Origin of the sequence: Maribacter sp. PR1 (assembly GCF_028464145.1) — a bacterium.
Lineage (GTDB): Bacteria > Bacteroidota > Bacteroidia > Flavobacteriales > Flavobacteriaceae > Maribacter.
The window spans coordinates 325,436-346,946 of the sequence record NZ_JAQPCG010000007.1; the positions used below are offsets into that span (position 1 = coordinate 325,436).

The following is a 21,511-nucleotide window of genomic DNA, read 5'->3' on the forward strand; positions in this document are numbered from 1 at the left end:
ACATTTGATAAAGAGGTCCTATGGAAACCAAACCAAGTGTTAATACAACAGGCCGGTATAAATTAAAATTCAGGGGAGTAGAGTGCTTAAACTGCGGCCATCCTTTGGATATAAGTGATAAATATTGCCCAAACTGTTCCCAGGCCAATAGCACAAAAAAATTAACCTTAGTAGATTTCTTCGAAGAGTTTTTCTCCAATATTATTTCCTACGACTCCAGATTATTAAGAACACTTGCGGCACTACTCCTTCGACCGGGAAAAATTACCAAGGATTACATTGTTGGTCAACGAATTTCGTATACAAATCCTTTCAGGTTTCTTTTAAGCTTGGCCATTATCTATTTTTTGCTCATTGGCTTATCGGGAGATTTTGATCGATTGGATAGGTTTGGATCCGGACCAAACGAACTTCCCGTAAATTTTGGTAGTTCCATGATTGAAGATTTAGATTTCGGGGATAGTGAGGAAGAAAGGGTAAAAGCAATGGCCGAACTAGACTCCTTAGAATTAAATGATCGAATTTCAGAACAGTTAAAGGTCAGGGATTCCCTTATAATTGCTGACCCTAAAAAACAACTTCTAACAGCTTCAAAAAAACCCTTTTTTAGTTCCCTATTTCGCAAACAGGAAATATTCACAACGTTAATACAAAAGGACACTTTATATGTTTTTGATGATGCAAAAACCAAATATGGGATAGAAGACACTTGGCATAACAAAATATCCTTTAATACCGCACAAAGTTTAGTTCGGGTCAAAAGACAACCCGGGGCCTATTTAAGCTCCGTTCTCTCTAAACTTCCTTTTATGACATTCTTTTATTTACCAGTATTCTCCATCTTTATTTGGCTGGTCTATATCAGAAAAAAGTACACTTATACCGATCATTTAATATTTAGTTTTCACAATCAATCATTGTTCTTTATATTGCTCATTGTTAGCTATTTGATCGATTCTGTTTTTGAGATTGACACTAGTGGTATTTTTATTTTGATTTTTGCAGTTTACCTCTATAAGGCCATGCGAAATTTTTACCAGCAGGGTAGATTTAAAACTATTGTTAAATATATATTCTTGAACACTATTTTCGTTATATTAGCTATTATAGGAGCGGCACTATTGTTTGCGGGCAGTATGATTACTTTTTAAAATTATGACAACACAAGTTACCAAAGGCATTAAAATTTCGGTGAAAACTAATTTTGAAGGCACTTTCTTCAAAAACTATAAAATGCACTATGCGTTTGGCTATACTATTACCATAGAAAACCAGAGTAAGGACTCCGTACAGCTAACTTCTCGGCATTGGAGAATCTATGATTCCCTAAATGATATAGAGACTTTGGATGGTGAAGGCGTTATCGGTAAAAAACCGGTCATAAAACCTGGAGAATCACATACCTACAATTCGGGCTGTTTATTGACCTCTCCAATTGGTGCTATGAAGGGACATTACAACATGATCAACTTTTCCTCAACCGAAAACTTCAGGGTTTACATCCCTACTTTTAAATTTAGTGCTCCATTCGCATTAAACTAGATAGGTTTTAACCTGAATTTAGTTTTTAGTACAATACCCTTTTAGTAAATTTGGACAACTACTAATTTAAAAAATAAAGTTGACCATGGGTAAAGGATTTTTCCAGGTACCGGCTGCCATTAATGAGCCAATAAAAAGTTATGCTCCAGGTTCTTCCGAGCGTGATGAAGTCTTAGCACAATATAAATCTTATTATAATAGTATGGTGGACGTACCAATGTATATTGGGTCCAATGAGGTTAGGACAGACAATACCAAACCTATGTCCCCTCCACACGATCACAAACACACGTTGGGAACATACCATTTGGCGGATAAGCAACATGTTGAAAATGCTATTTCCAACTGCTTGGGGTCAAGAAATGCATGGGCGAATTTGACATGGGAACAAAGGGCTGCCATTTTTCTAAAGGCAGCCGAGTTAATTGCTGGTCCATACCGCGCTAAGATAAACGCGGCGACAATGCTCGCCCAATCAAAAACCATACACCAAGCTGAGATAGATTCGGCATGTGAACTGATTGACTTTTTAAGGTTCAATGTGGAATATATGTCGCAGATCTATGAGGAACAACCAGATTCTTCTGAAGGCATATGGAACCGTGTCGAATATCGTCCTTTAGAAGGTTTTGTTTATGCCATTACTCCCTTTAACTTCACTGCAATTGCTGGAAATTTACCAGCAAGTGCCGCAATGATGGGAAATGTAGTGGTTTGGAAACCTAGTGATAGTCAAATATTTTCGGCCAAAGTAATCGTGGATGTGTTCAAAGAAGCAGGCCTGCCAGACGGCGTAATTAACGTAGTCTATGGTGACCCCGTCATGATTACCGAGACTATTTTGGCGAGCCCAGATTTTGCAGGTATACATTTTACGGGTTCTACCCACGTATTCAAAGAACTTTGGAAACAAATTGGGAATAATATACATACTTACAAAACGTACCCCAGGATTGTAGGCGAAACAGGTGGAAAGGATTTTATAATCGCACATCCATCTGCCAAGCCACAACAAGTTGCAACGGCCATAACCAGAGGGGCTTTTGAGTTTCAGGGGCAAAAATGTAGCGCAGCTTCCAGGGTTTATCTCCCAAAATCTACAGCTAAAGAAATTCTTGAACTGGTTAAAAAGGATGTTTTATCGTTCAATAAACCGGGGTCGCCAGAAGACATGAGCAACTTTGTCACCGCTGTAATCCACGAAGGTGCTTTTGATAAGCTTGCCAAATATATCGATCAGGCCAAAAAAGACGATAGCACTGAAATTATTGTTGGGGGAGGGTACGACAAATCCAAAGGATATTTCATAGAACCAACGGTCATATTAACTACGGATCCGAACTACACCACAATGGAAACAGAGCTTTTTGGGCCTGTAGTTACCATTTATGCCTACGAAGATCAAGACTGGTCCAAAACATTGGAGTTGGTAGATAGCACTTCTGAATATGCATTAACAGGTGCCGTAATTTCCCAAGATAGATACGCAATTGACGAAGCAACCAAGGCGCTTCAGAACAGTGCAGGTAATTTTTACATCAATGATAAGCCAACAGGTGCGGTAGTTGGCCAACAACCATTTGGCGGCGCACGGGCATCTGGAACAAACGATAAGGCCGGCTCGGCACAAAACCTTTTAAGATGGGTATCTCCTAGATTGATCAAAGAAACTTTTGTAACTCCGGAAGATTATCGATATCCTTTTATGGGCTAGCCTACAAAAGTTATTTTAACTAAAAATCAAAATTCTAAAGTAGATTTTAATTACATTTAAAGGTGTTTCCGGATAAACCGGAAACACCTTTCAACTTTTAAAACCACTATAATGAAAAAATTATTTTCACTCTTGTGTATGTTTTTTGCCATCGGACTTACATACGCCCAAGAGAATTTAACACAGAACACGATTCAAGGACTCCTTAAAGGAAACCAAGATCAAGTTATACAACTTGCCGAAGCTTTCTCTGAAGACCAATATGATTGGAGACCAATGGAAGGTGTAAATTCCGTTGCAGATGCACTTCTCCATGTAGCCAGTGCCAATTATTTTATTGGTTCAAAAATGGGGTTTGCCCCACCTGAAGACGTTGACATCATGGCTTTAGGTAAAATTACGGGAAAAGACAATATTATTACGGCTCTAAAAAAATCCAATGCTTGGGTGCTGGACAAAGTAGGCGAAGTAGAAAGTGGTGATTTAGGAAGTGAAGTCGATTTTGGATTTATGAAGATGAATAAATTGGGAGGACTTCTGATAATCATGGAGCACAATGGAGAACACAAGGGTCAATTAATAGCCTATGCAAGGTCTAACGGAGTAGTTCCACCATGGAGTGAATAGAAAAGGACAATTTCAAAAAAATTTAAAAGCGCCTTTCTGGCGCTTTTTTGTTCATATGACTTTATAAATCACAATATCAATGTAAATTTAACGTTAATTTATTGTAAATTAATTAATTTTAATTATACTATATCAGGTTATGAAAACAATAAATAAAAAATATCAAAATTCGAAATCTAAAAAGCATAATTTTAGTTCACATGTGTGGAACTTTCTAACCAGATACGCAAAGAAATGTCGAACCTGTTATAACAGCATGTTAAGTCTTTAAAGCTAAAGTTAATCTCTAATATTTATTGGGGGGGTAACTACTTTTTTCGTTTCAAAAAAATCATTGCCAAAATAAACTCTTAAATTAAATACTTCGGCATTTCTATAGGTTTTAAGTCCTCTTCCAAGTTACCGTCCTTTTAATAAAAAATACCTTTATACTTTCCCGATTAAAGCCTTTATAAATATTTTGTTTCACGTAATGAACAAGGTGGACTCAGATTAAGTTACACAACTTGCAGAAGCTTTCGCTTAAAATGGAATTAACTTTAGGGCACAAAAGGAAATAAACCTGTTTCAGATAAATTACTTCAAGTAAAGAGCACCAGTTATTTATTGGAACAAAAAAAGAGGGCACCCCACTTGAAGAATAAATATCTTGGCTTTTGGAAAAATTACAGGTAAGTATAAAGTTATAACAGCTTTTAAAGTCTAGTTCCTGGATGCCATACAAAGTGGTCGAAGCGGAAAGTGATGATTTAGGAAGTGAAGTAGATTTTGGATTTATGAAGAAGAATCAACTAGAAGGCACTCTTCTAATTATCCGGCAAAATGGAGAACACAAAAACCAATAAATAGCCTTTGCGAAATCCAACGGAGTAGTACCGCCTCGGAGTAAATAGAATTCTACCTTTATTAATTCGGCTTAAATAAGAACCCTGATTTGAGGTTAATTTTGCGCAACCAAAAAGCAGAAACCTCATCCTTACAAAAATATTGATATGAAAAGGATTTCATTGGCCGCTATATTAGTAGGACTTCTAGCCTTTGGCTGCAACAATGATGATGTGACGGTTATTTCTGCATGTGATGTTGAAAATCCAATTGAAGACTTGGAATGGTTAAGGTCTGAAATTCAGAGAAGAAAAAACGATACTTCCGCAGATGCCGTATACTGCTATATTGAACAGGCCAAAAGTGATGGACAAACAATATTTATTTACAACGATTGTAACCCCTTGGCAAGCAAAGTTATACCAATTCTAAATTGTTCTGGAACTTCTGTTGGATTTTTGGGGGACGAGAATTTTAGGTTAAATGGCATTGAAAAAAGGTTTGTTCTTTTTAGACCTACTGATTTTGCTTGCAAATTAGACTAATTTTTATATTGAAACTCTTATTCGCAAAGCTCAATTCCGTAAATTAAAATAAAACTTAGGTCCATTATTTGGTTTTCTAATTTAAAACTTACAGAAAATGATTTGAATTTCAAGTGTTTTCCAATTTACTTAGGTCGTATACCAAGAAATATTACCAAGTTATTATTGTTTATTAAGCCTTTAGGATTCTAACCCTTAAATTTCAAGGGGAGATAAACAATTTTCTTCGTTTCAAAAAAATCATGGTCAAAATAATCTGTGAGATTCATAATTTCGGCATTTCTATAGGTTTTTAATTCCTCTTCCAAGTCTCCACCTTTCAAATACAGGATTCCATTTCTTCTTTCATGTTGGGACTCCTTCTTAATTTTTCCTTTCACCCAGTGAACAAACGTAGGCATAGCGGCTACCGCTCTACTAACAATAAAGTCGAACTTATTGGGTATTTCTTCAACCCTCATATTTTTAGTTTTTACATTTTTGAGGCCAAGTCCTTCTACAACCTCGTCCACCACCTTTATTTTCTTTCCAATGGAATCTACCAGAGTAAAATTAACCTCAGGAAACAATATGGCCAAAGGTATCCCAGGGAAACCACCACCTGTGCCTACATCCATGATATCGGAACCATTTTTGAATTCCTGAACTTTGGCAATTCCCAAAGAATGCAACACATGTCTTAGATATAATTCATCTATGTCTTTTCTAGAGACTACATTTATTTTTTGGTTCCAATCTTTATAAAGTTCCTCTAAAAGAATAATCTGCTTTTGCTGCACTTCCGATAAATTGGGAAAATATTTAAAAACGGTTTCACTTGTCATGCTTATATTTGTATTATCTAAAAAATTGTAAATTCATTCTTGCAAAGATTTCCTTTTTAATCAACCCATCCAATTATTTGTAAATACTTTGCGTTATAAATAAAAACTTATAGATTACCGGTTATGGAAAACAAAGCCATCAGATTCCCCAGAAAAGATTCTACCCAATTCTTCAAAACTTTGAATAGTAGGGTCAATGACTATTTCAAAAACAATAAAATTAAAAAAACAGGCAATTGGAAACTGCATTTAAAGACTATTGTCATGTTTACCCTGTTTTTAGCCCCCTATTTCCTTATTTTAACTTTAGGATTACCAACTTGGGCCAATGTACTTCTAACCATTACCATGGGCGTTGGAATGGCAGGTGTTGGTATGAACGTAATGCATGACGGTAACCACGGGTCCTATTCCAACAAGAAATGGGTGAACAAAATTATGGGAAGTAGTATTTACATACTTGCCGGAAATGTATACAATTGGCAGGTACAGCACAATGTACTGCATCACACCTACACGAATATACATGAGCATGATGAAGACATGGAAGCTGGCAGAATCTTACGATTCTCCAAGCACGCGGAATGGAAAAAATATCATAAATTTCAACACTTCTACTCGGTACTCCTTTATGGATTGCTGACCTTTAACTGGGCGATTACTACGGACTTTCAGCAAATGTATCGCTATATGAAGCGTAAGTTATCTTATGGCAAATTGCCTAGTGCGACTATCAATTGGAGTACATTGATAATCACCAAAATACTATACGTTACTATTTGGATTGTATTACCTATGTTGGTTTTGGACATTGCTTGGTGGAAAATTCTAATTGGATTCTTTTTAATGCATTATGTAGCGGGAGTTATCCTGAGTGTGGTTTTTCAATTAGCGCATATCGTTGACCATGCGGATACGCCATTGCCGGACGAAAAAGGATCTATGAAAAATACCTGGGCAATTCATCAATTGTTTACCACAGTTAATTTTGGAACTAAAAACAAGATAGTCAATTGGTTTACGGGAGGCCTAAACCATCAAGTAGAGCATCATATATTTCCAAACATCAGTCATGTCCATTACACAAAAATTTCAAAAATTGTTAAACAGACTGCAAAGGAATTTAATTTACCATATCACGAATATAAAACTACTAGAAAAGCTATAATTTCGCACTTCAAACATTTAAAGGAATTGGGCAAACAGCCTACTTTACAGTACTAGTAATTTTTAAGATATGAGCAATCAACTTTCGGATAGAATAAATAGTCTTACTCCGTCCGCAACATTAGAAATGGCTGCTAAAGCCCGTGAACTAAGAACAGCAGGTAAGGATATTATCGGGTTAAGTTTGGGAGAACCCGACTTCAACACCCCCGATTACATAAAAGATGCGGCCATCCAAGCTATTAGAGACGATTATAACGCCTATACACCCGTTGATGGTTATGCGGAGTTGAAAAGTGCAATTATAACAAAGTTCAAACGCGATAATAATTTAAGCTATGAACCCTCTCAAATTGTAGTTTCCACGGGAGCCAAGCAAGCCTTATACAATGTTGCTCAAGCTGTCATCAATAAGGGAGATGAAGTTATACTTCCATGCCCTTACTGGGTGAGCTATGCGGATATTATAAAATTGGCGGACGGTGTTCCTGTAGAAGTTCCAACCTCTCTTGAAAACGACTTTAAAATGACCCCAAAAGAGCTGGAGGCGGCCATAACCCCAAATACCAAAATGATTTGGTACAGTTCGCCGTGCAACCCTAGCGGTTCTATTTACAGTAAAGAAGAGCTTAGAGGACTTGCCGATATTCTTAAAAAGAATCCTCAAATTATTGTGGTTAGTGATGAAATCTACGAACATATAAATTATGGTGTTACCAAACATGCTTCCATGGCAGAGTTTGAGGATATGTATGACCGAACGGTAACCGTGAACGGTGTAGCAAAAGCCTTTGCCATGACAGGTTGGAGAATAGGTTACATTGGTGCTCCAAACTATATCGCCAGAGCTTGTAACAAATTACAAGGACAGGTGACCAGTGGAGCTAACTGTATTGCTCAAAGGGCTGTAATTACTGCTTTAGAGGAATCTCCTGACCGTATTAAATATATGGTGGATGAGTTTAAAAAACGTAGAAAACTTATTCTGGATTTATTGAACGATATCCCTGGTTTCAAATGCAATGAACCAGAGGGAGCCTTTTATGTATATCCGGATGTTACCGCCTATTTTGGTAAAACCTTGAACGGTACTAAAATCAATAATGCATCTGACTTCGCCATGTATTTATTGGAACATGCAAATGTAGCCACCGTAACAGGTGATGCTTTTGGGAATGGCAACTGTATTCGAATTTCGTATGCTGCCTCGGTAAAGGAAATTGAAGAAGCGATTTCCAGAATCAAAAAAGCGATTTCATAATAGAAGGAACAAAAATAAAAAAGCACTCAATTATTATTTGAGTGCTTTTTTTATGCAATACATTTAACTTTAAATATTATGTTCTCTTCCAGAAATATGGATTAAGCAGGATGAGCACTGTAAAAAGTTCCAATCTACCTGCTAACATCAAAAATCCGCACCACCATTTTGCCAAGTCAGGTAATCCATTAAAATTACTTACCGGATTTAAGCTACCTAGCGCCGGTCCCACATTACCCAAAGAGGACGCTGCTCCTCCTACTGCAGATTCAAAATCCAAGCCCAACATACCCAAGACCAAAGCCCCAATAATAAACAACAACATATACAGCACAAAAAAACCTATGATGTTGTACACTATCTTTTCCTTAACCGTTTTATTATTATAGCGTACAGGTATAATGGCATTACTATGTAAGGTTCGTTTAAACTCTAAAAGTCCATTCTTAATAATTAATAGGTGCCTCATTATTTTTATTCCGCCAGAAGTAGAACCAGCCGATCCACCCATAAAAAACAATCCAAAGAAAAAGACAGTTAAAAAAGGAGTCCATTGTGTAAAGTCGGCACTAACAAAACCTGTTGTTGTTATTACGGATATAACCTGAAATGTGGCATGCCTGAACGAACTCTCCGCTTTTCCAAGAACCATAGGATATCCCGGGGTGTCCTCCGTAATGTTGGCATTAAAATATATTACTCCAGATACTACAATTGAAAATATAAGTATTGCAAGGGCATAGTATTTCCATTCCTCGTCCATAAGAATCCGCTGAATCTTACCTTTAAATGCGTAATAACTCATGACAAAATTACTACCTGCCAAAAACATAAAAAGAATTATGATATATTGAATCAAGGGTTGGTCGTTCCAATAAGCGATACTCGCATTCTTGGTTGAAAATCCACCAGTGGACAATGTCGCTAAAGCATGGTTTACCGCATCAAAAAAAGACATCCCGGCGATTTTTAATAATATGGTCTCAGCGACTGTATACCCAAAATATATAAGCCAAAGCCTCTTTGCGGTGTCCGTGATTCGGGGGTGTAGTTTATCCGCACTTGGCCCTGGAGCCTCAGCGGAAAACAACTGCATACCTCCTATTCCTAATAGAGGTAGTATTGCAATCGCCAATACAATAATCCCCATACCACCTATCCAATGGGTTAAGCTTCTCCAAAATAAAATTCCTTCCGGCATGGACTCGATATCATCCATTATGGATGCGCCTGTAGTCGTATACCCTGAAACTGTTTCGAAAAAGGCATTGGTAATATCTGGAATAGCACTGGAAAAAATATAAGGTAGCATTCCTGAAATGGACATGACAAGCCAACCAAATGTTACTATAATATATCCTTCTTTTTGTTTGACCTCCTTACGGTGACCTCTAGTATAATACATGGCAAATACACCTGCAAACATAGTAGTGACGGATGCAAGGGTAATACTTAGAGTTGCCCCATCCGCATATATGCCACTGATTAAGGCAGCCAATAGCATAAAACCGCCATTGCAAAGCAATAACAGTCCCATCAAATGAAAAATAATTCTTGAATTCAGGCGCATTCTAAAGGAACATTCGTTCAATTTTTGGAATTTGCTCGGGATGGCAACATACAACCACTCGGTCACCTGCCTTGATCGTAAAACCTCCTAAGGCAATAATACCTTCTCCGTCCCTAACCACACCACCGATAGTGGCATCTTTTGGAAAGTCGAGTTCCCGAATCATGGAACCTGTCACCTTGGAATCCCGCTTAACAATAAACTCCAATATTTCCGCATTAAGGTTGTTCAACCGCATCAATGCAACTACCTCTCCTTTTCTAATATGTCGGAAAATATTATTGGCCGCCAACAGCTTTTTATTAATAAGCGTATCAATTCCAATAGAGTGGGATAACTGAAAATAATCCATGTTCTCCACCAGGGCAATTGTCTTTTTTATGTATTTCGATTTGGCTACCAGACAGGACATTATATTGGTTTCGGAATTACCCGTTACCGCTATAAAAGCATCCATAGAATCCAAACTTTCCTCATCTAACAGCTCAACATTCCTTCCATCACCATTGATAACCAGTGCATTGGGAAGGTCATCCGCCAAATCAAAAGCCTTTTCTTTATTTTTCTCTATCAATTTGACATTAAAACGTTTGGAACAAAGGTCTCTCGCCGTTTTAAAACCGACCTTACTACCACCTAATATCATTACGTTCTTTATATCTTCTTTCTTTTTTCCCGTTAGTTTATAAAGTTCGTCCACACCTTCCTTTACGGTGATAAAGTAAACCTGGTCACCTTCTTTAAAATAGGTGTCTCCCCTGGGGATTACGGTGTATTGGGTACCCAACCTTTGTAAGGCAATCGGCATAAAATGCAATTCTGGAAAAACCTTGGCGGCCTCCTTCACCATTTTTCCAACGAAAGGTGCGGATTTAGGCAGAGAAACTCCTACCATAATCAGCTCACCCTCCTCAAATTCGTAGGTGTCATTAAATGCAGATTTGTTCAAAAGCAATTGAATTTCCGTAGCTGCGAGCTCCTCAGGTGAAATCAGTTCGTCAATACCCAGTTCCGAAAATTTCAGTAATTCCTTATTATCTATAAATTCCGTATTGGAAATTCTCGCGATGGTTCTTTTACAACCCAATTGTTTTGCCAACATGCATAAAGTCAGATTTGTGGTCTCTGAAGAAGTAACCCCAATAACAAGTTCAGACTCCTGTACCGAAGCATCCTTAAGGATTGAAATAGAAGTTGCGTCACCTCTAAGCACACGAATATCCAGATGATTGTCAGCATATGCCAGACTTTCCTTATTGGTATCTATTAGTGTTATATTTTGGGATTCGTAAGAAAGTAGTTTCGCCAAATGAAATCCAACTTCACCCGCACCAGCAATTATTATTTTCATTTAAAGTCTTAAGCTAGCTCTCTGAAAATTAATTTATTTTCAGTCTCTGTACCCCATGGGACAGTAGCTAAGTTTTATAAGTAAGTAATTTAATGCGTACAAAATTACATAATTTTATGAGCTTTCAATTTATTTTCAAGCTTTTAAGCGTTAATTAATCGATAAAGGAATTTTCCGAAAATCATAAGATACCTCCCCTAAATTGTATCTTTGCCCAAAATTTTGCAAATGCCAAAAAAAGTAACACCTTACAAGGGTTCTAATCTGGGAAAAAAGGCTCAGGTTACCCAAATGTTCGATACAATATCTACAGATTATGACGGGTTGAACCGGGTTATTTCTTTTGGAATCGATGTTAAATGGCGTAAGAAAGTCGTGGCCCTTTTAAAAAAGGAGTCCCCTAATACAATTTTGGATATTGCTACCGGAACTGGAGATTTGGCTATCGCCATGGTAAATACAGGTGCCGAAAAAATAGTCGGCTTGGATATTTCCCCTGGTATGTTAGATGTGGGTAAGAAAAAAATTCAAGAAAAAAACCTATCTCCGATCATTGAAATGATTGTTGGTGACAGTGAAAATCTATCCTTTGAAACCAATTCATTTGATGCCGTGACGGTTTCCTTTGGCGTAAGAAATTTTGAAAATCTAGAAATTGGATTAGCAGAAATACTCCGTGTCTTAAGACCTGGTGGCACTTTGGCAATATTGGAAACATCGGTACCCACCAAAACCCCATTTAAACTAGGGTACCGATTCTACACGAAATACATCCTACCCGCTATTGGAAGACTATTTTCAAAAGATAATTCCGCATATAGTTATCTAAGTGAATCTGCAGCCGCATTTCCACACGGAGAAAACTTCAACAATATTTTAAGGGAAATCGGGTTTATAGATGTAGTAAACCAGCCCCAAACTTTTGGTGTAGCATCTATATATGTCGGCAAAAAAGAGGGCTAAACAACGATTGACATCTAATTAAATGAAGAAATGGCTATTCATATGTTTTGGAGTTTTGACGTTAAATCCTGCATTACATGCGCAGTTCAACGAAAATCCAGTTCTTAACAAGGAAAACGAGGATAAAAAGTTTCTTAACTGGGGCTACTTTTTAGGTTTCAACCAATACGATTTCAAATTTGATTACATAGATGATCTACCTGGACCTTTGGATGATGTACTTATAGACAAAACTATAGGGTTCAATGTTGGGCTCATAGGAGAAATGCGACTTAACAATCATATGGACATTCGTTTGGAACCAGGATTACATTATACGTCTAGAAATCTAGGCTTTACCAAAATTCCGCAAAACGAACAAGTTTCGGCAAATGCCATAAGAGAAGTAAAATCAACTTACATAAATTTTCCTTTACTATTGAAAATTAGCACAAAAAGATTGGGCAATTGGAAACCCTTTTTAATAGGAGGAGGTTCAATGTCGCTAAATTTAGGTAGTAACGAGGCTAGCCTGGACGATAACAGAACGGGTACTTTTCGGATGACCAAGTGGGTTTATAATTATGAACTAGGTTTTGGAATCGATTTTTATTTGGAATACTTTAAATTTAGCCCTTCCATTAGAGGTGTTTTCGCACTTACCGACGAACTGATTAGAGACAATGACCCCAATAGTCCATGGACCGGAAATATAGACTCCATGAAAACAAGGGGAATCTTCATCAATTTTACATTTGAATAAAGCAGATATAGTAATTAGGCCCTTTTTATTTCGTTTAAAAATATAGCGGTTGCGGTAGCTACGTTTAGACTTTCTGTAGATTCTTCACCAAATTGAGGTATTCTTAATGTATGGTTACAAAGTTTTTTAACTAGCTGAGATATACCATTTCCCTCATTTCCCATAACTAACACCCCTTTTTCAGGAAGATGTGAATCGTGCACATTCTCACCATCCATAAAAGTACCAAAGACCGGTAATGCTATATTCTCTAAAAAGTCTTCCAATTCCAAATAATGCACATTGACCCTTGCAATTGACCCCATAGTGGCCTGCAGTACTTTGGGATTGTAGCAATCCACAGTATCATTGGAACAAATCAAGGTTTTTATACCGAACCAATCGCACAACCTTATAATTGTACCCAAATTTCCAGGATCTTGAATCCCATCTAGCGCAACTGCCCAGTCATTTATTTCCATTAAGGCCGCTTCTTTTTTATAAAACACCCCTAAAACACCATTAGGGTTTTTAAGGCTACTGATTTGTTTCAGTGCTTTCATGGATATTTCCTCTACAAAAATGTCCTTGTTTAAATCTAAAAGTTGCCCAGTAGAAATCAATTTGAACACCTTAAAACCAGCATTGAAAATTTCCTCAACAGCCTTTTTACCCTCCATAACGAACATATCGTATTCATTTCGGTACTTTTTTTGCTGTAGGTTTTTTATAAGTTTCAATTCGCTTTTTACAACCATTCAAATGATGTATTTTTGATTTCTATGAGGACCGTAGCATGCTATAAAAACTACATAGCTAAAATAAGCTTAATCTTGCTACTGGCAATATCCTTCACATCCTGTAACTCTTTAAAAAAGGTTGAAAAGGACGAATATTTAGTGGTAAAAAACACCATATTGGTGGACTCTGCCAAGGTTAAAAACGAGGATGTTCATAGTCTTATTTATCAAAAGACAAACACAGCTCTTTTGGGATATCCGCTTCGTCTGAATCTTTACAATTTGGCAAAGGAAAACCCTGATTCATTATACCAGGCCTGGTTGAATGAAAAACCCAATCGAAAAAAAAGATTAACGAATATACTGTCGGAAAAACAGGTTGATAGACTCGGGGAATCATTCTTGGTCAAAGGATTAAGTGTTTGGCTAAAAGATATTGGTGAGGCTCCAGTTATTTTAGATACCACACAAACCCGAAGAAGTCTGGAAAGGTTAAGTGCATTTTACAACAGTAAAGGATACTTTAACAATAGTACTACCTATACTATTGATTCTACAAGCCAAAAAGGAAAAGCTGGAGTTGACTATGTTATTTCTTTGGGCAAACCTTACATGATAGATTCCCTTTCCAATGACATTTCATCCAAAGCAATTGACTCTCTCTATTTTTTAAATGCAGGTGAATCCCTCATAAAAAGAGGTGATCAATTCGACCTTAACAATTTCACCTTGGAACGGGAAAGATTAACTACAATTTTCAGGAATAACGGTATTAGAAATTTTCAAGAAAGTTCTATCACTTTTGACATTGAGAGAGATACCGTAAAAGCCGCTGATGACCAAAAAATGAATATCAACTTGAACATTGGTGACCTCAGAAGACGAGGTGAAAATCAAGTTACTACATCAGAGTATAAAGTTGAAAGAATTAACAAAATTAAGGTCTTTACCAATTTTCTATCCACAACCAACAACGCACCTCTCGATTCTGTTATCTATAAGGATTTGACCATTTATTATTCTGGTAAATTTAAAATAAAGCCAAAGACTTTAGATGATGCGATTTTCTTTGAAAAAGACAGTGTTTATAGGGATTTAGACAAGATTAGAAGCTCAAGGCAGTTGAATAGTTTGAATATTTTCAAATATCCAAATATCATCTTTGAAGAAGATAGCACCCAAAATCAGGTGAACACCAATATTTATCTTGCACCAAAGCCAAAGTATTCTTTAGGTACAAATTTTGAGGTAAGCAGATCTAACTTACGTAGGATAGGAGTTGGTATGGGCGCTTCTCTTTTAATACGAAATATATTTAAAGGTGCAGAAAATCTAAGTATATCAGCTGATGGTACTTTTGGTTTATTAAGCACCGAAATTTTCCAAGATGAATTTTTCTCGGAAATTGGGGGGGATATTTCCCTAGATTTTCCAAGAATATGGTTCCCCTTTATCAATACATCCAATATTATTCCTAATTATACTTTACCTAAGACGAGAATTGCAATTGGCACCAGTTTCCAAAAAAATATTGGTCTCGATAAGCAAACTTTCAATACGATTTTAGGCTACAATTGGTCACCGGACGACTTTAAAAAACATGCTGTTGAACTACTTAATATACAATTTGTAAGAAATGTAAATAGAAACCGGTTCTTTAGTGTTTACAGAAACACCTACGAGCAATTGGATGAAATCGCAGATGCTTATGACGGATATTTAGACCCAAATGACCCTGGGGATTCCTCCCAAACTTTTCCAGAATTAGCGTCTTTTTTCGAGACCGTGGAAGGAACCGATAATCCAAGGTTAATAGTCCCGGACGACAACCCAGATACACCCGAAGGAACTACTCAATTTACCGAAGCCATCTTGAATGGAACTGTTTCCCCAATTTTTTCGGATGACACAAGGCAAGTGAGTAGAATTGAGGAGCGAAGACAAAGGCTTACAGAAAACAACCTGATTTTCACCACCAACTATACCTTTAACAAAAACAACCGTAATGGTATTTTAGATAACAATTTTTATCAATTCAGGTTTAAGATAGAAAGTGCAGGGAACCTCTTATCCGGATTTTCCAATTTGGTGCCCTTTAATGAAAATGAGGATGGGCAATTACTTGTATTTAATGTTCCCTTCTCTCAATACATTAAAACTGAATTCGATTATGTAAAGTATTGGGATCTCTCCCGATCCAACGTATTGGCAGCAAGAAGCTTTTTCGGAATTGCAATACCTTATGGCAATTCCAATAATATACCATTTGTAAGGAGTTACTTTGCCGGTGGTTCCAATGATAATAGAGCTTGGTTCCCATATTCTTTGGGCCCTGGAAGAACTTCTGCATTGAACGATTTTAATGAAGCAAATCTAAAGCTTGCCCTTAATTTGGAATATCGATTTCCTTTATTTGGAGATTTAAACGGTGCTATTTTCGCAGACGCCGGTAATATTTGGAATGTATTTGACGATGTGGAGAACGAAGATGCTACCTTCAATGGTTTGGAGTCTTTAAAGGATATCGCGTTAGGTTCGGGGTTCGGTTTACGCTATGACTTTACTTACTTCTTATTTCGATTGGACCTAGGGTTTAAGACGTATAATCCGGCCGAAATTCCATCTAAAAGGTGGTTTAGGGACTACAATTTTGCAAATTCCGTATTGCAAATTGGCATAAACTATCCCTTCTAAGTATAATTGTTTTATTACTTTTGTTGCACATTTTTAAGAACTAAATAGACCAAAGAGATTATGGCTCACAATATTAAGCCGGGAGTTGCTACCGGAGATCAGGTACAGGATATTTTCAAATATGCAAAAGAAAAAGGTTTTGCATTACCGGCAGTTAACGTAATAGGATCAAATACGATCAACGGAGTTTTAGAAACTGCCGCTAGTCTAAACGCACCTGTAATTATTCAGTTTTCGAATGGAGGTGCTCAATTTAATGCTGGAAAAGGACTCTCCAATGAAGGGCAGAATGCAGCAATACAAGGTGCGGTAGCGGGCGCAAAGCACGTACACCAATTAGCGGAAGCTTATGGAGCAACGGTGATTTTACACACCGACCACTGCGCTAAAAAATTACTTCCTTGGATTGACGGTCTATTGGATGCCAGTGAAAAACATTATGCTGAAACTGGAAAGTCATTGTTCAGTTCTCATATGATCGACCTTTCAGAAGAACCGATTGAAGAAAATATTGAGATTTGTAAGGGATATCTTCAGCGAATGAGCAAAATGGAGATGACCCTGGAAATAGAATTGGGAATTACTGGAGGAGAAGAGGACGGTGTAGACAATTCGGATGTAGACGATTCAAAATTGTACACGCAACCAGAAGAAGTTGCTTATGCTTACGAAGAACTTTCAAAAGTAAGCCATAGGTTTACAATCGCCGCTGCTTTCGGAAATGTTCACGGGGTATACAAACCAGGTAACGTTAAATTGACTCCGAAAATTCTTAAGAACTCTCAAGAGTATGTATCAGAAAAATACGGTGTAGGTCCTAATCATATCGATTTTGTTTTTCATGGGGGATCGGGTTCAACCGTTGAGGAAATCAGGGAAGGTATCAGCTATGGGGTTATTAAAATGAACATTGATACCGATTTACAGTATGCGTTTCTGGCAGGTGTAAGGGACTATGTTCAGGATAACAAAGACTATTTACAGTCTCAGATAGGCAACCCTAAAGGTGCCGACGAACCTAATAAAAAATTCTACGACCCTAGGGTTTGGCTTAGACACGGTGAAACATCCTTTGTGGAGCGTTTAAAGAAAGCCTTTGAAGACTTAAATAACGTGAATACGCTTTAAATTTCGAGAATAAATTTAAAATGGAAGACATGACGGCTTGGTTTAAAAGAAAGGAAAAAGGAATCCAAACTTCGACAGAAGAAAAAAAAGACACTCCAAAGGGTCTTTGGTACAAGTCTCCCACCGGAAAAATTGTAGAATCGGAAGACCTTGCCAAAAACTTTTATGTAAGTCCGGAGGATGATTATCACGTCCGTATAGGAAGTAAGGAATATTTTCAGATTCTATTTGACAATAACAAGTTTACTGAATTAGATGCCAAACTTTCCTCTAAAGACCCTCTAAAGTTTGAGGATACTAAAAAGTACGGTGACAGATTAAAGGCCGCCCAGAAAAAAACGGGTTTAAAAGATGCCGTTCGTACTGGATATGGAAAATCCTTGGGAAAGGATATCGTTATCTGTTGTATGGATTTTGCTTTTATTGGGGGATCCATGGGTAGTGTGGTCGGTGAAAAAATAGCTAGGGGAATCGACCATGCCATTAAGAAAAAAGTTCCTTTTGTAATGATTTCCAAATCTGGAGGAGCAAGAATGATGGAAGCGGCTTTGTCCCTGATGCAATTGGCAAAAACCTCGGTTAAATTAGCACAACTTGCAGAAGCTGGTTTACCATATATCTCTTTATGTACTGATCCTACAACCGGAGGTACCACGGCTTCCTATGCTATGTTGGGAGATATCAATATTGCAGAACCTGGTGCATTGATAGGCTTTGCAGGTCCAAGAATTGTAAAGGATACCACGGGTAAAGAATTACCGGAAGGTTTTCAATCTTCAGAATTTTTATTGGAACATGGATTTTTGGATTTTATTTCCCACAGAAAGAATTTAAAAAAGAACATCAACCTATATATAGACCTCATCCAGAATAATCCCATTCGAAAAATAGAGGCAGAGGCTTAATTCGAAAAATTCATTAAAGATTATAAAAAAAGATATATCTTTGCGCCCTGATTGAAAATCAATCGGATACATAAAAATCATTTAAAATAATATTGGAATGTATTTAACCAAAGAAGTAAAAGCCGACATATTTAAGAAACATGGCGGTAAAGCAGAGAACACAGGTTCTACAGAGGGACAAATAGCTTTGTTCACACACCGAATCAATCACTTGACCGGTCACCTTAAAAACAACCACAAAGATTACAATACAGAGCGATCTTTGGTAAGATTGGTAGGTAAGCGTAGAAGCTTACTGGATTATCTTAAAAAGAAAGATATCGTAAAATACAGAGAGCTTATTAAAGAGCTTGGTATTAGAAAATAAATAAAAAAGGGGATGGCTAGCCATCCCCTTTTTTCAAATATGCTCCAAGTCTAAGGAGTAAAAATAGACAAACACAAAAAGCTACACATAGTTTTTCATTGGTCCATACAACAACACAACAACTCCGACCATAAGACATGTCGGAAAGACCATTGTTTAACGAACCTGAAAATAGATTCAGGTTTTAATCAAATTTTATGATTCCAAAAGTATTTAAAGAGGTCATAGACCTTGGTGACGGTAGGGAAATTTCTATCGAAACCGGAAAATTGGCAAAACAGGCCCATGGTTCTGTTGTTGTGCAATCTGGAAAATGTATGTTATTATGTACAGTTGTTTCCAACTACAAACAAAGTGATGTGGATTTTCTTCCGTTGACGGTAGACTACCGCGAAAAATTTGCTGCTGCAGGTCGTTACCCAGGAGGGTTTTTCAAAAGAGAGGCGAGACCAAGCGACGGTGAAGTATTGACCATGCGTTTAGTGGATCGTGTATTGCGTCCTCTTTTCCCAAAAGATTATCATTCCGAAACACAGGTAATGATTCAACTCATGTCACATGATGATGAAGTAATGCCCGATGCTATGGCAGGTTTGGCAGCGTCAGCAGCTATACAGTTATCAGATTTCCCATTTGAATGTGCTATTTCCGAGGCCAGGGTAGGTCGTGTAAATGGTGAGTTCGTCATTAACCCTACGAGAGCTCAACTGGCGGAATCGGATATCGATATGATGATCGGTGCTTCTGCGGATTCCGTGATGATGGTAGAAGGTGAAATGGATGAGATTTCCGAGGAGGAAATGACCGAAGCTATCAAGTTTGCCCATGAAGCCATTAAAGTACAATGTGCCGCTCAAATGAAATTGGCCGAATCATTTGGCAGAAAAGAAGTTCGGGAATATGAGCCAGAAAGCGAGGATGAAGAATTAGCCAAAAAAATTCATGACATGGCTTATGATAAGGTCTACGCAATTGCACAAGCAGGTTCTGCCAAACATGAAAGAAGCGCGGCCTTTAGCGAAATCAAGGAAGAAGTAAAAGCATCGTTTTCGGAAGAAGAGCAAGAGGAATATGGCGGAATGATTTCCAAGTACTTCTACAAAGCTGAAAAAGCCGCTGTACGGGACCTTACCCTAAATGAAGGTTTACGTTTGGATGGCCGTAAAACAGATGAAATAAGGCCAATTTGGTGCGAAGTAGATTACCTTCCTTCCACACACGGTTCTGCAATTTTCACTCGTGGAGAAACTCAGGCTCTTGCAACAGTAACACTTGGAACCTCTAGAGATTCCAATCAGATAGATATGCCCTCCTACGAAGGTGAAGAGCGCTTCTACCTACACTATAACTTTCCTCCTTTTTCAACGGGGGAAGCAAGACCTATTCGTGGAACATCCAGAAGGGAAGTTGGTCACGGAAACTTGGCGCAAAGAGCATTGAAAGGAATGGTGCCTGAGGACTGTCCTTATACGGTACGGGTTGTATCCGAAGTTTTGGAGTCTAACGGTTCTTCTTCAATGGCGACGGTTTGTTCCGGTACAATGGCTCTAATGGATGCAGGTGTTCAATTAAAAAAACCTGTTTCCGGTATCGCTATGGGATTGATTACGGATACCGAATCTGGTAAATATGCGGTACTATCCGATATTTTGGGTGACGAAGATCACTTAGGAGATATGGACTTTAAAGTAACAGGGACTGCGGATGGTATAACAGCTTGCCAAATGGACATTAAGGTGAAAGGATTGTCCTATGAGATTTTGGTCAAAGCATTGAAACAAGCTCGTGACGGTCGTTTACATATACTCGAAAAACTTACTGACACTATTGCAGCGCCAAACGAAGACGTTAAAGCGCACGCACCAAAAATGGTTACACGTATCATTCCAAATGAATTTATTGGAGCGTTGATCGGACCAGGAGGAAAAGTGATACAAGAACTTCAGAAAGAAACAGATACGACTATCGTAATCAATGAAGATCCTGTTACCGAAGAAGGTATCGTTGAAATTCTTGGAACGGACCAAGAAGGTATAGATGCTGTACTTGCCAAAATTGACTCTTTAATGTTCAAACCAGAAGTAGGTAGCGTTTACGAAGTAAAAGTCATTAAAATGTTGGATTTTGGTGCCGTTGTTGAATATATGGATGCTCCTGGTAACGAAGTACTACTGCATGTTTCAGAATTGGCATGGGAGCGAACGGAGAATGTTTCCGATGTAGTAAACATGGGTGATGTCTTTGATGTAAAATACTTTGGGATAGATTCCAGAACACGCAAGGACAAAGTATCGAGAAAGGCACTTTTGCCAAAACCAGAAGGTTTTAAGGAAAGACCACCCCGTGATAACAAGCGTAGGGACGATCGTCGTGGTAACGACAGAAACCGTGATAGAAAACCAAAAAGGGATTAAGTTTTTAATTCTTATACAGAAGAAAAGCCTCAACTTATATCGTTGGGGCTTTTTTGTATTTCAACGGAAAAAGAAAGTTTTTTACCTCGAATTGTAACATTCGAAAGATTTTTACGTATAAGTATATGCAGTCTATGCAAATTGAACTTAATT

At 37.7% G+C, this 21,511-nt stretch carries 19 protein-coding genes; 15 read left to right on the plus strand and 4 right to left on the minus strand.

Annotated elements, in window-relative coordinates:
• The first annotated feature begins 20 nt into the window (after positions 1–20).
• The 6 genes from PP182_RS16050 (at position 21) to PP182_RS16075 (ending at position 5,253) form a co-directional block, all read left to right on the plus strand.
• A complete protein-coding gene (locus PP182_RS16050; protein ID WP_272652276.1) occupies positions 21–1,151 on the plus strand; it encodes a DUF3667 domain-containing protein in 1,131 nt (376 codons plus the stop codon).
• Positions 1,152–1,155: 4 nt separating this feature from the next.
• Positions 1,156–1,542 (plus strand): Co2+/Mg2+ efflux protein ApaG, encoded by a 387-nt coding sequence (gene apaG / locus PP182_RS16055; protein WP_272652277.1) that lies wholly within the window; start codon positions 1,156–1,158, stop codon positions 1,540–1,542.
• Between the two features lie 85 nt (positions 1,543–1,627).
• A complete protein-coding gene (pruA, locus tag PP182_RS16060) occupies positions 1,628–3,256 on the plus strand; it encodes an L-glutamate gamma-semialdehyde dehydrogenase (RefSeq protein WP_272652278.1) in 1,629 nt (542 codons plus the stop codon).
• Between the two features lie 111 nt (positions 3,257–3,367).
• The gene (locus PP182_RS16065; RefSeq protein WP_272652279.1) at positions 3,368–3,883 is read left to right on the plus strand and encodes a DinB family protein; all 516 of its coding nucleotides are present in this window, start codon (positions 3,368–3,370) and stop codon (positions 3,881–3,883) included.
• Positions 3,884–4,596: 713 nt separating this feature from the next.
• Positions 4,597–4,728 (plus strand): hypothetical protein, encoded by a 132-nt coding sequence (locus PP182_RS16070; RefSeq protein WP_272652280.1) that lies wholly within the window; start codon positions 4,597–4,599, stop codon positions 4,726–4,728.
• 147 nt (positions 4,729–4,875) lie between these two features.
• On the plus strand, positions 4,876–5,253 hold the full coding sequence (locus PP182_RS16075) for a hypothetical protein (RefSeq protein ID WP_272652281.1): 378 nt from the start codon (positions 4,876–4,878) through the stop codon (positions 5,251–5,253).
• 188 nt (positions 5,254–5,441) lie between these two features.
• Here the strand turns inward: PP182_RS16075 and rsmG are convergent, their stop codons facing one another.
• A complete protein-coding gene (gene rsmG / locus PP182_RS16080; RefSeq protein WP_272652282.1) occupies positions 5,442–6,077 on the minus strand; it encodes a 16S rRNA (guanine(527)-N(7))-methyltransferase RsmG in 636 nt (211 codons plus the stop codon).
• 123 nt (positions 6,078–6,200) lie between these two features.
• Between rsmG and PP182_RS16085 the strand changes: the two genes are divergently transcribed.
• Together PP182_RS16085 and PP182_RS16090 are read left to right on the plus strand one after the other, a co-directional pair.
• Positions 6,201–7,301 (plus strand): fatty acid desaturase family protein, encoded by a 1,101-nt coding sequence (locus PP182_RS16085; protein ID WP_272652283.1) that lies wholly within the window; start codon positions 6,201–6,203, stop codon positions 7,299–7,301.
• 13 nt (positions 7,302–7,314) lie between these two features.
• On the plus strand, positions 7,315–8,505 hold the full coding sequence (locus PP182_RS16090; RefSeq protein WP_272652284.1) for a pyridoxal phosphate-dependent aminotransferase: 1,191 nt from the start codon (positions 7,315–7,317) through the stop codon (positions 8,503–8,505).
• Positions 8,506–8,581: 76 nt separating this feature from the next.
• On the opposite strand, the gene PP182_RS16095 is transcribed toward PP182_RS16090, so the two are convergent.
• Positions 8,582–10,075 (minus strand): TrkH family potassium uptake protein, encoded by a 1,494-nt coding sequence (locus tag PP182_RS16095; RefSeq protein ID WP_272652329.1) that lies wholly within the window; start codon positions 10,073–10,075, stop codon positions 8,582–8,584.
• Between the two features lies 1 nt (position 10,076).
• Positions 10,077–11,426 (minus strand): Trk system potassium transporter TrkA, encoded by a 1,350-nt coding sequence (trkA, locus tag PP182_RS16100; protein WP_272652285.1) that lies wholly within the window; start codon positions 11,424–11,426, stop codon positions 10,077–10,079.
• A gap of 228 nt (positions 11,427–11,654) precedes the next feature.
• On the opposite strand from trkA, the gene ubiE reads away from it, so the two are divergent.
• Together ubiE and porT are read left to right on the plus strand one after the other, a co-directional pair.
• A complete protein-coding gene (ubiE, locus tag PP182_RS16105; RefSeq protein WP_272652286.1) occupies positions 11,655–12,389 on the plus strand; it encodes a bifunctional demethylmenaquinone methyltransferase/2-methoxy-6-polyprenyl-1,4-benzoquinol methylase UbiE in 735 nt (244 codons plus the stop codon).
• 22 nt (positions 12,390–12,411) lie between these two features.
• Positions 12,412–13,131 (plus strand): type IX secretion/gliding motility protein PorT/SprT, encoded by a 720-nt coding sequence (porT, locus tag PP182_RS16110; RefSeq protein WP_272652287.1) that lies wholly within the window; start codon positions 12,412–12,414, stop codon positions 13,129–13,131.
• Between the two features lie 14 nt (positions 13,132–13,145).
• On the opposite strand, the gene PP182_RS16115 is transcribed toward porT, so the two are convergent.
• Positions 13,146–13,868 carry a TrmH family RNA methyltransferase gene (locus PP182_RS16115; RefSeq protein WP_272652288.1) on the minus strand — a complete coding sequence of 241 codons (723 nt, stop codon included), beginning with the start codon at positions 13,866–13,868 and terminating at the stop codon, positions 13,146–13,148.
• Between the two features lie 75 nt (positions 13,869–13,943).
• Here PP182_RS16115 and tamL point away from each other — a divergent pair, with 75 nt between their 5' ends.
• The 5 genes from tamL to PP182_RS16140 all read left to right on the plus strand — a co-directional run bounded on the left by tamL (position 13,944) and on the right by PP182_RS16140 (position 21,358).
• Entirely contained in the window at positions 13,944–16,544 is a 2,601-nt protein-coding gene (tamL, locus tag PP182_RS16120; RefSeq protein WP_330098002.1) for a translocation and assembly module lipoprotein TamL, read from the plus strand.
• Between the two features lie 60 nt (positions 16,545–16,604).
• A complete protein-coding gene (fbaA, locus tag PP182_RS16125; RefSeq protein WP_272652290.1) occupies positions 16,605–17,672 on the plus strand; it encodes a class II fructose-bisphosphate aldolase in 1,068 nt (355 codons plus the stop codon).
• A gap of 29 nt (positions 17,673–17,701) precedes the next feature.
• Entirely contained in the window at positions 17,702–18,577 is an 876-nt protein-coding gene (accD, locus tag PP182_RS16130) for an acetyl-CoA carboxylase, carboxyltransferase subunit beta (protein WP_272652291.1), read from the plus strand.
• Between the two features lie 97 nt (positions 18,578–18,674).
• Complete coding sequence (rpsO, locus tag PP182_RS16135) at positions 18,675–18,944, plus strand: 30S ribosomal protein S15 (RefSeq protein ID WP_272652292.1); 270 nt, start codon at positions 18,675–18,677, stop codon at positions 18,942–18,944.
• Positions 18,945–19,141: 197 nt separating this feature from the next.
• Positions 19,142–21,358 (plus strand): polyribonucleotide nucleotidyltransferase, encoded by a 2,217-nt coding sequence (locus tag PP182_RS16140; protein ID WP_272652293.1) that lies wholly within the window; start codon positions 19,142–19,144, stop codon positions 21,356–21,358.
• Positions 21,359–21,511 lie beyond the last annotated feature (153 nt).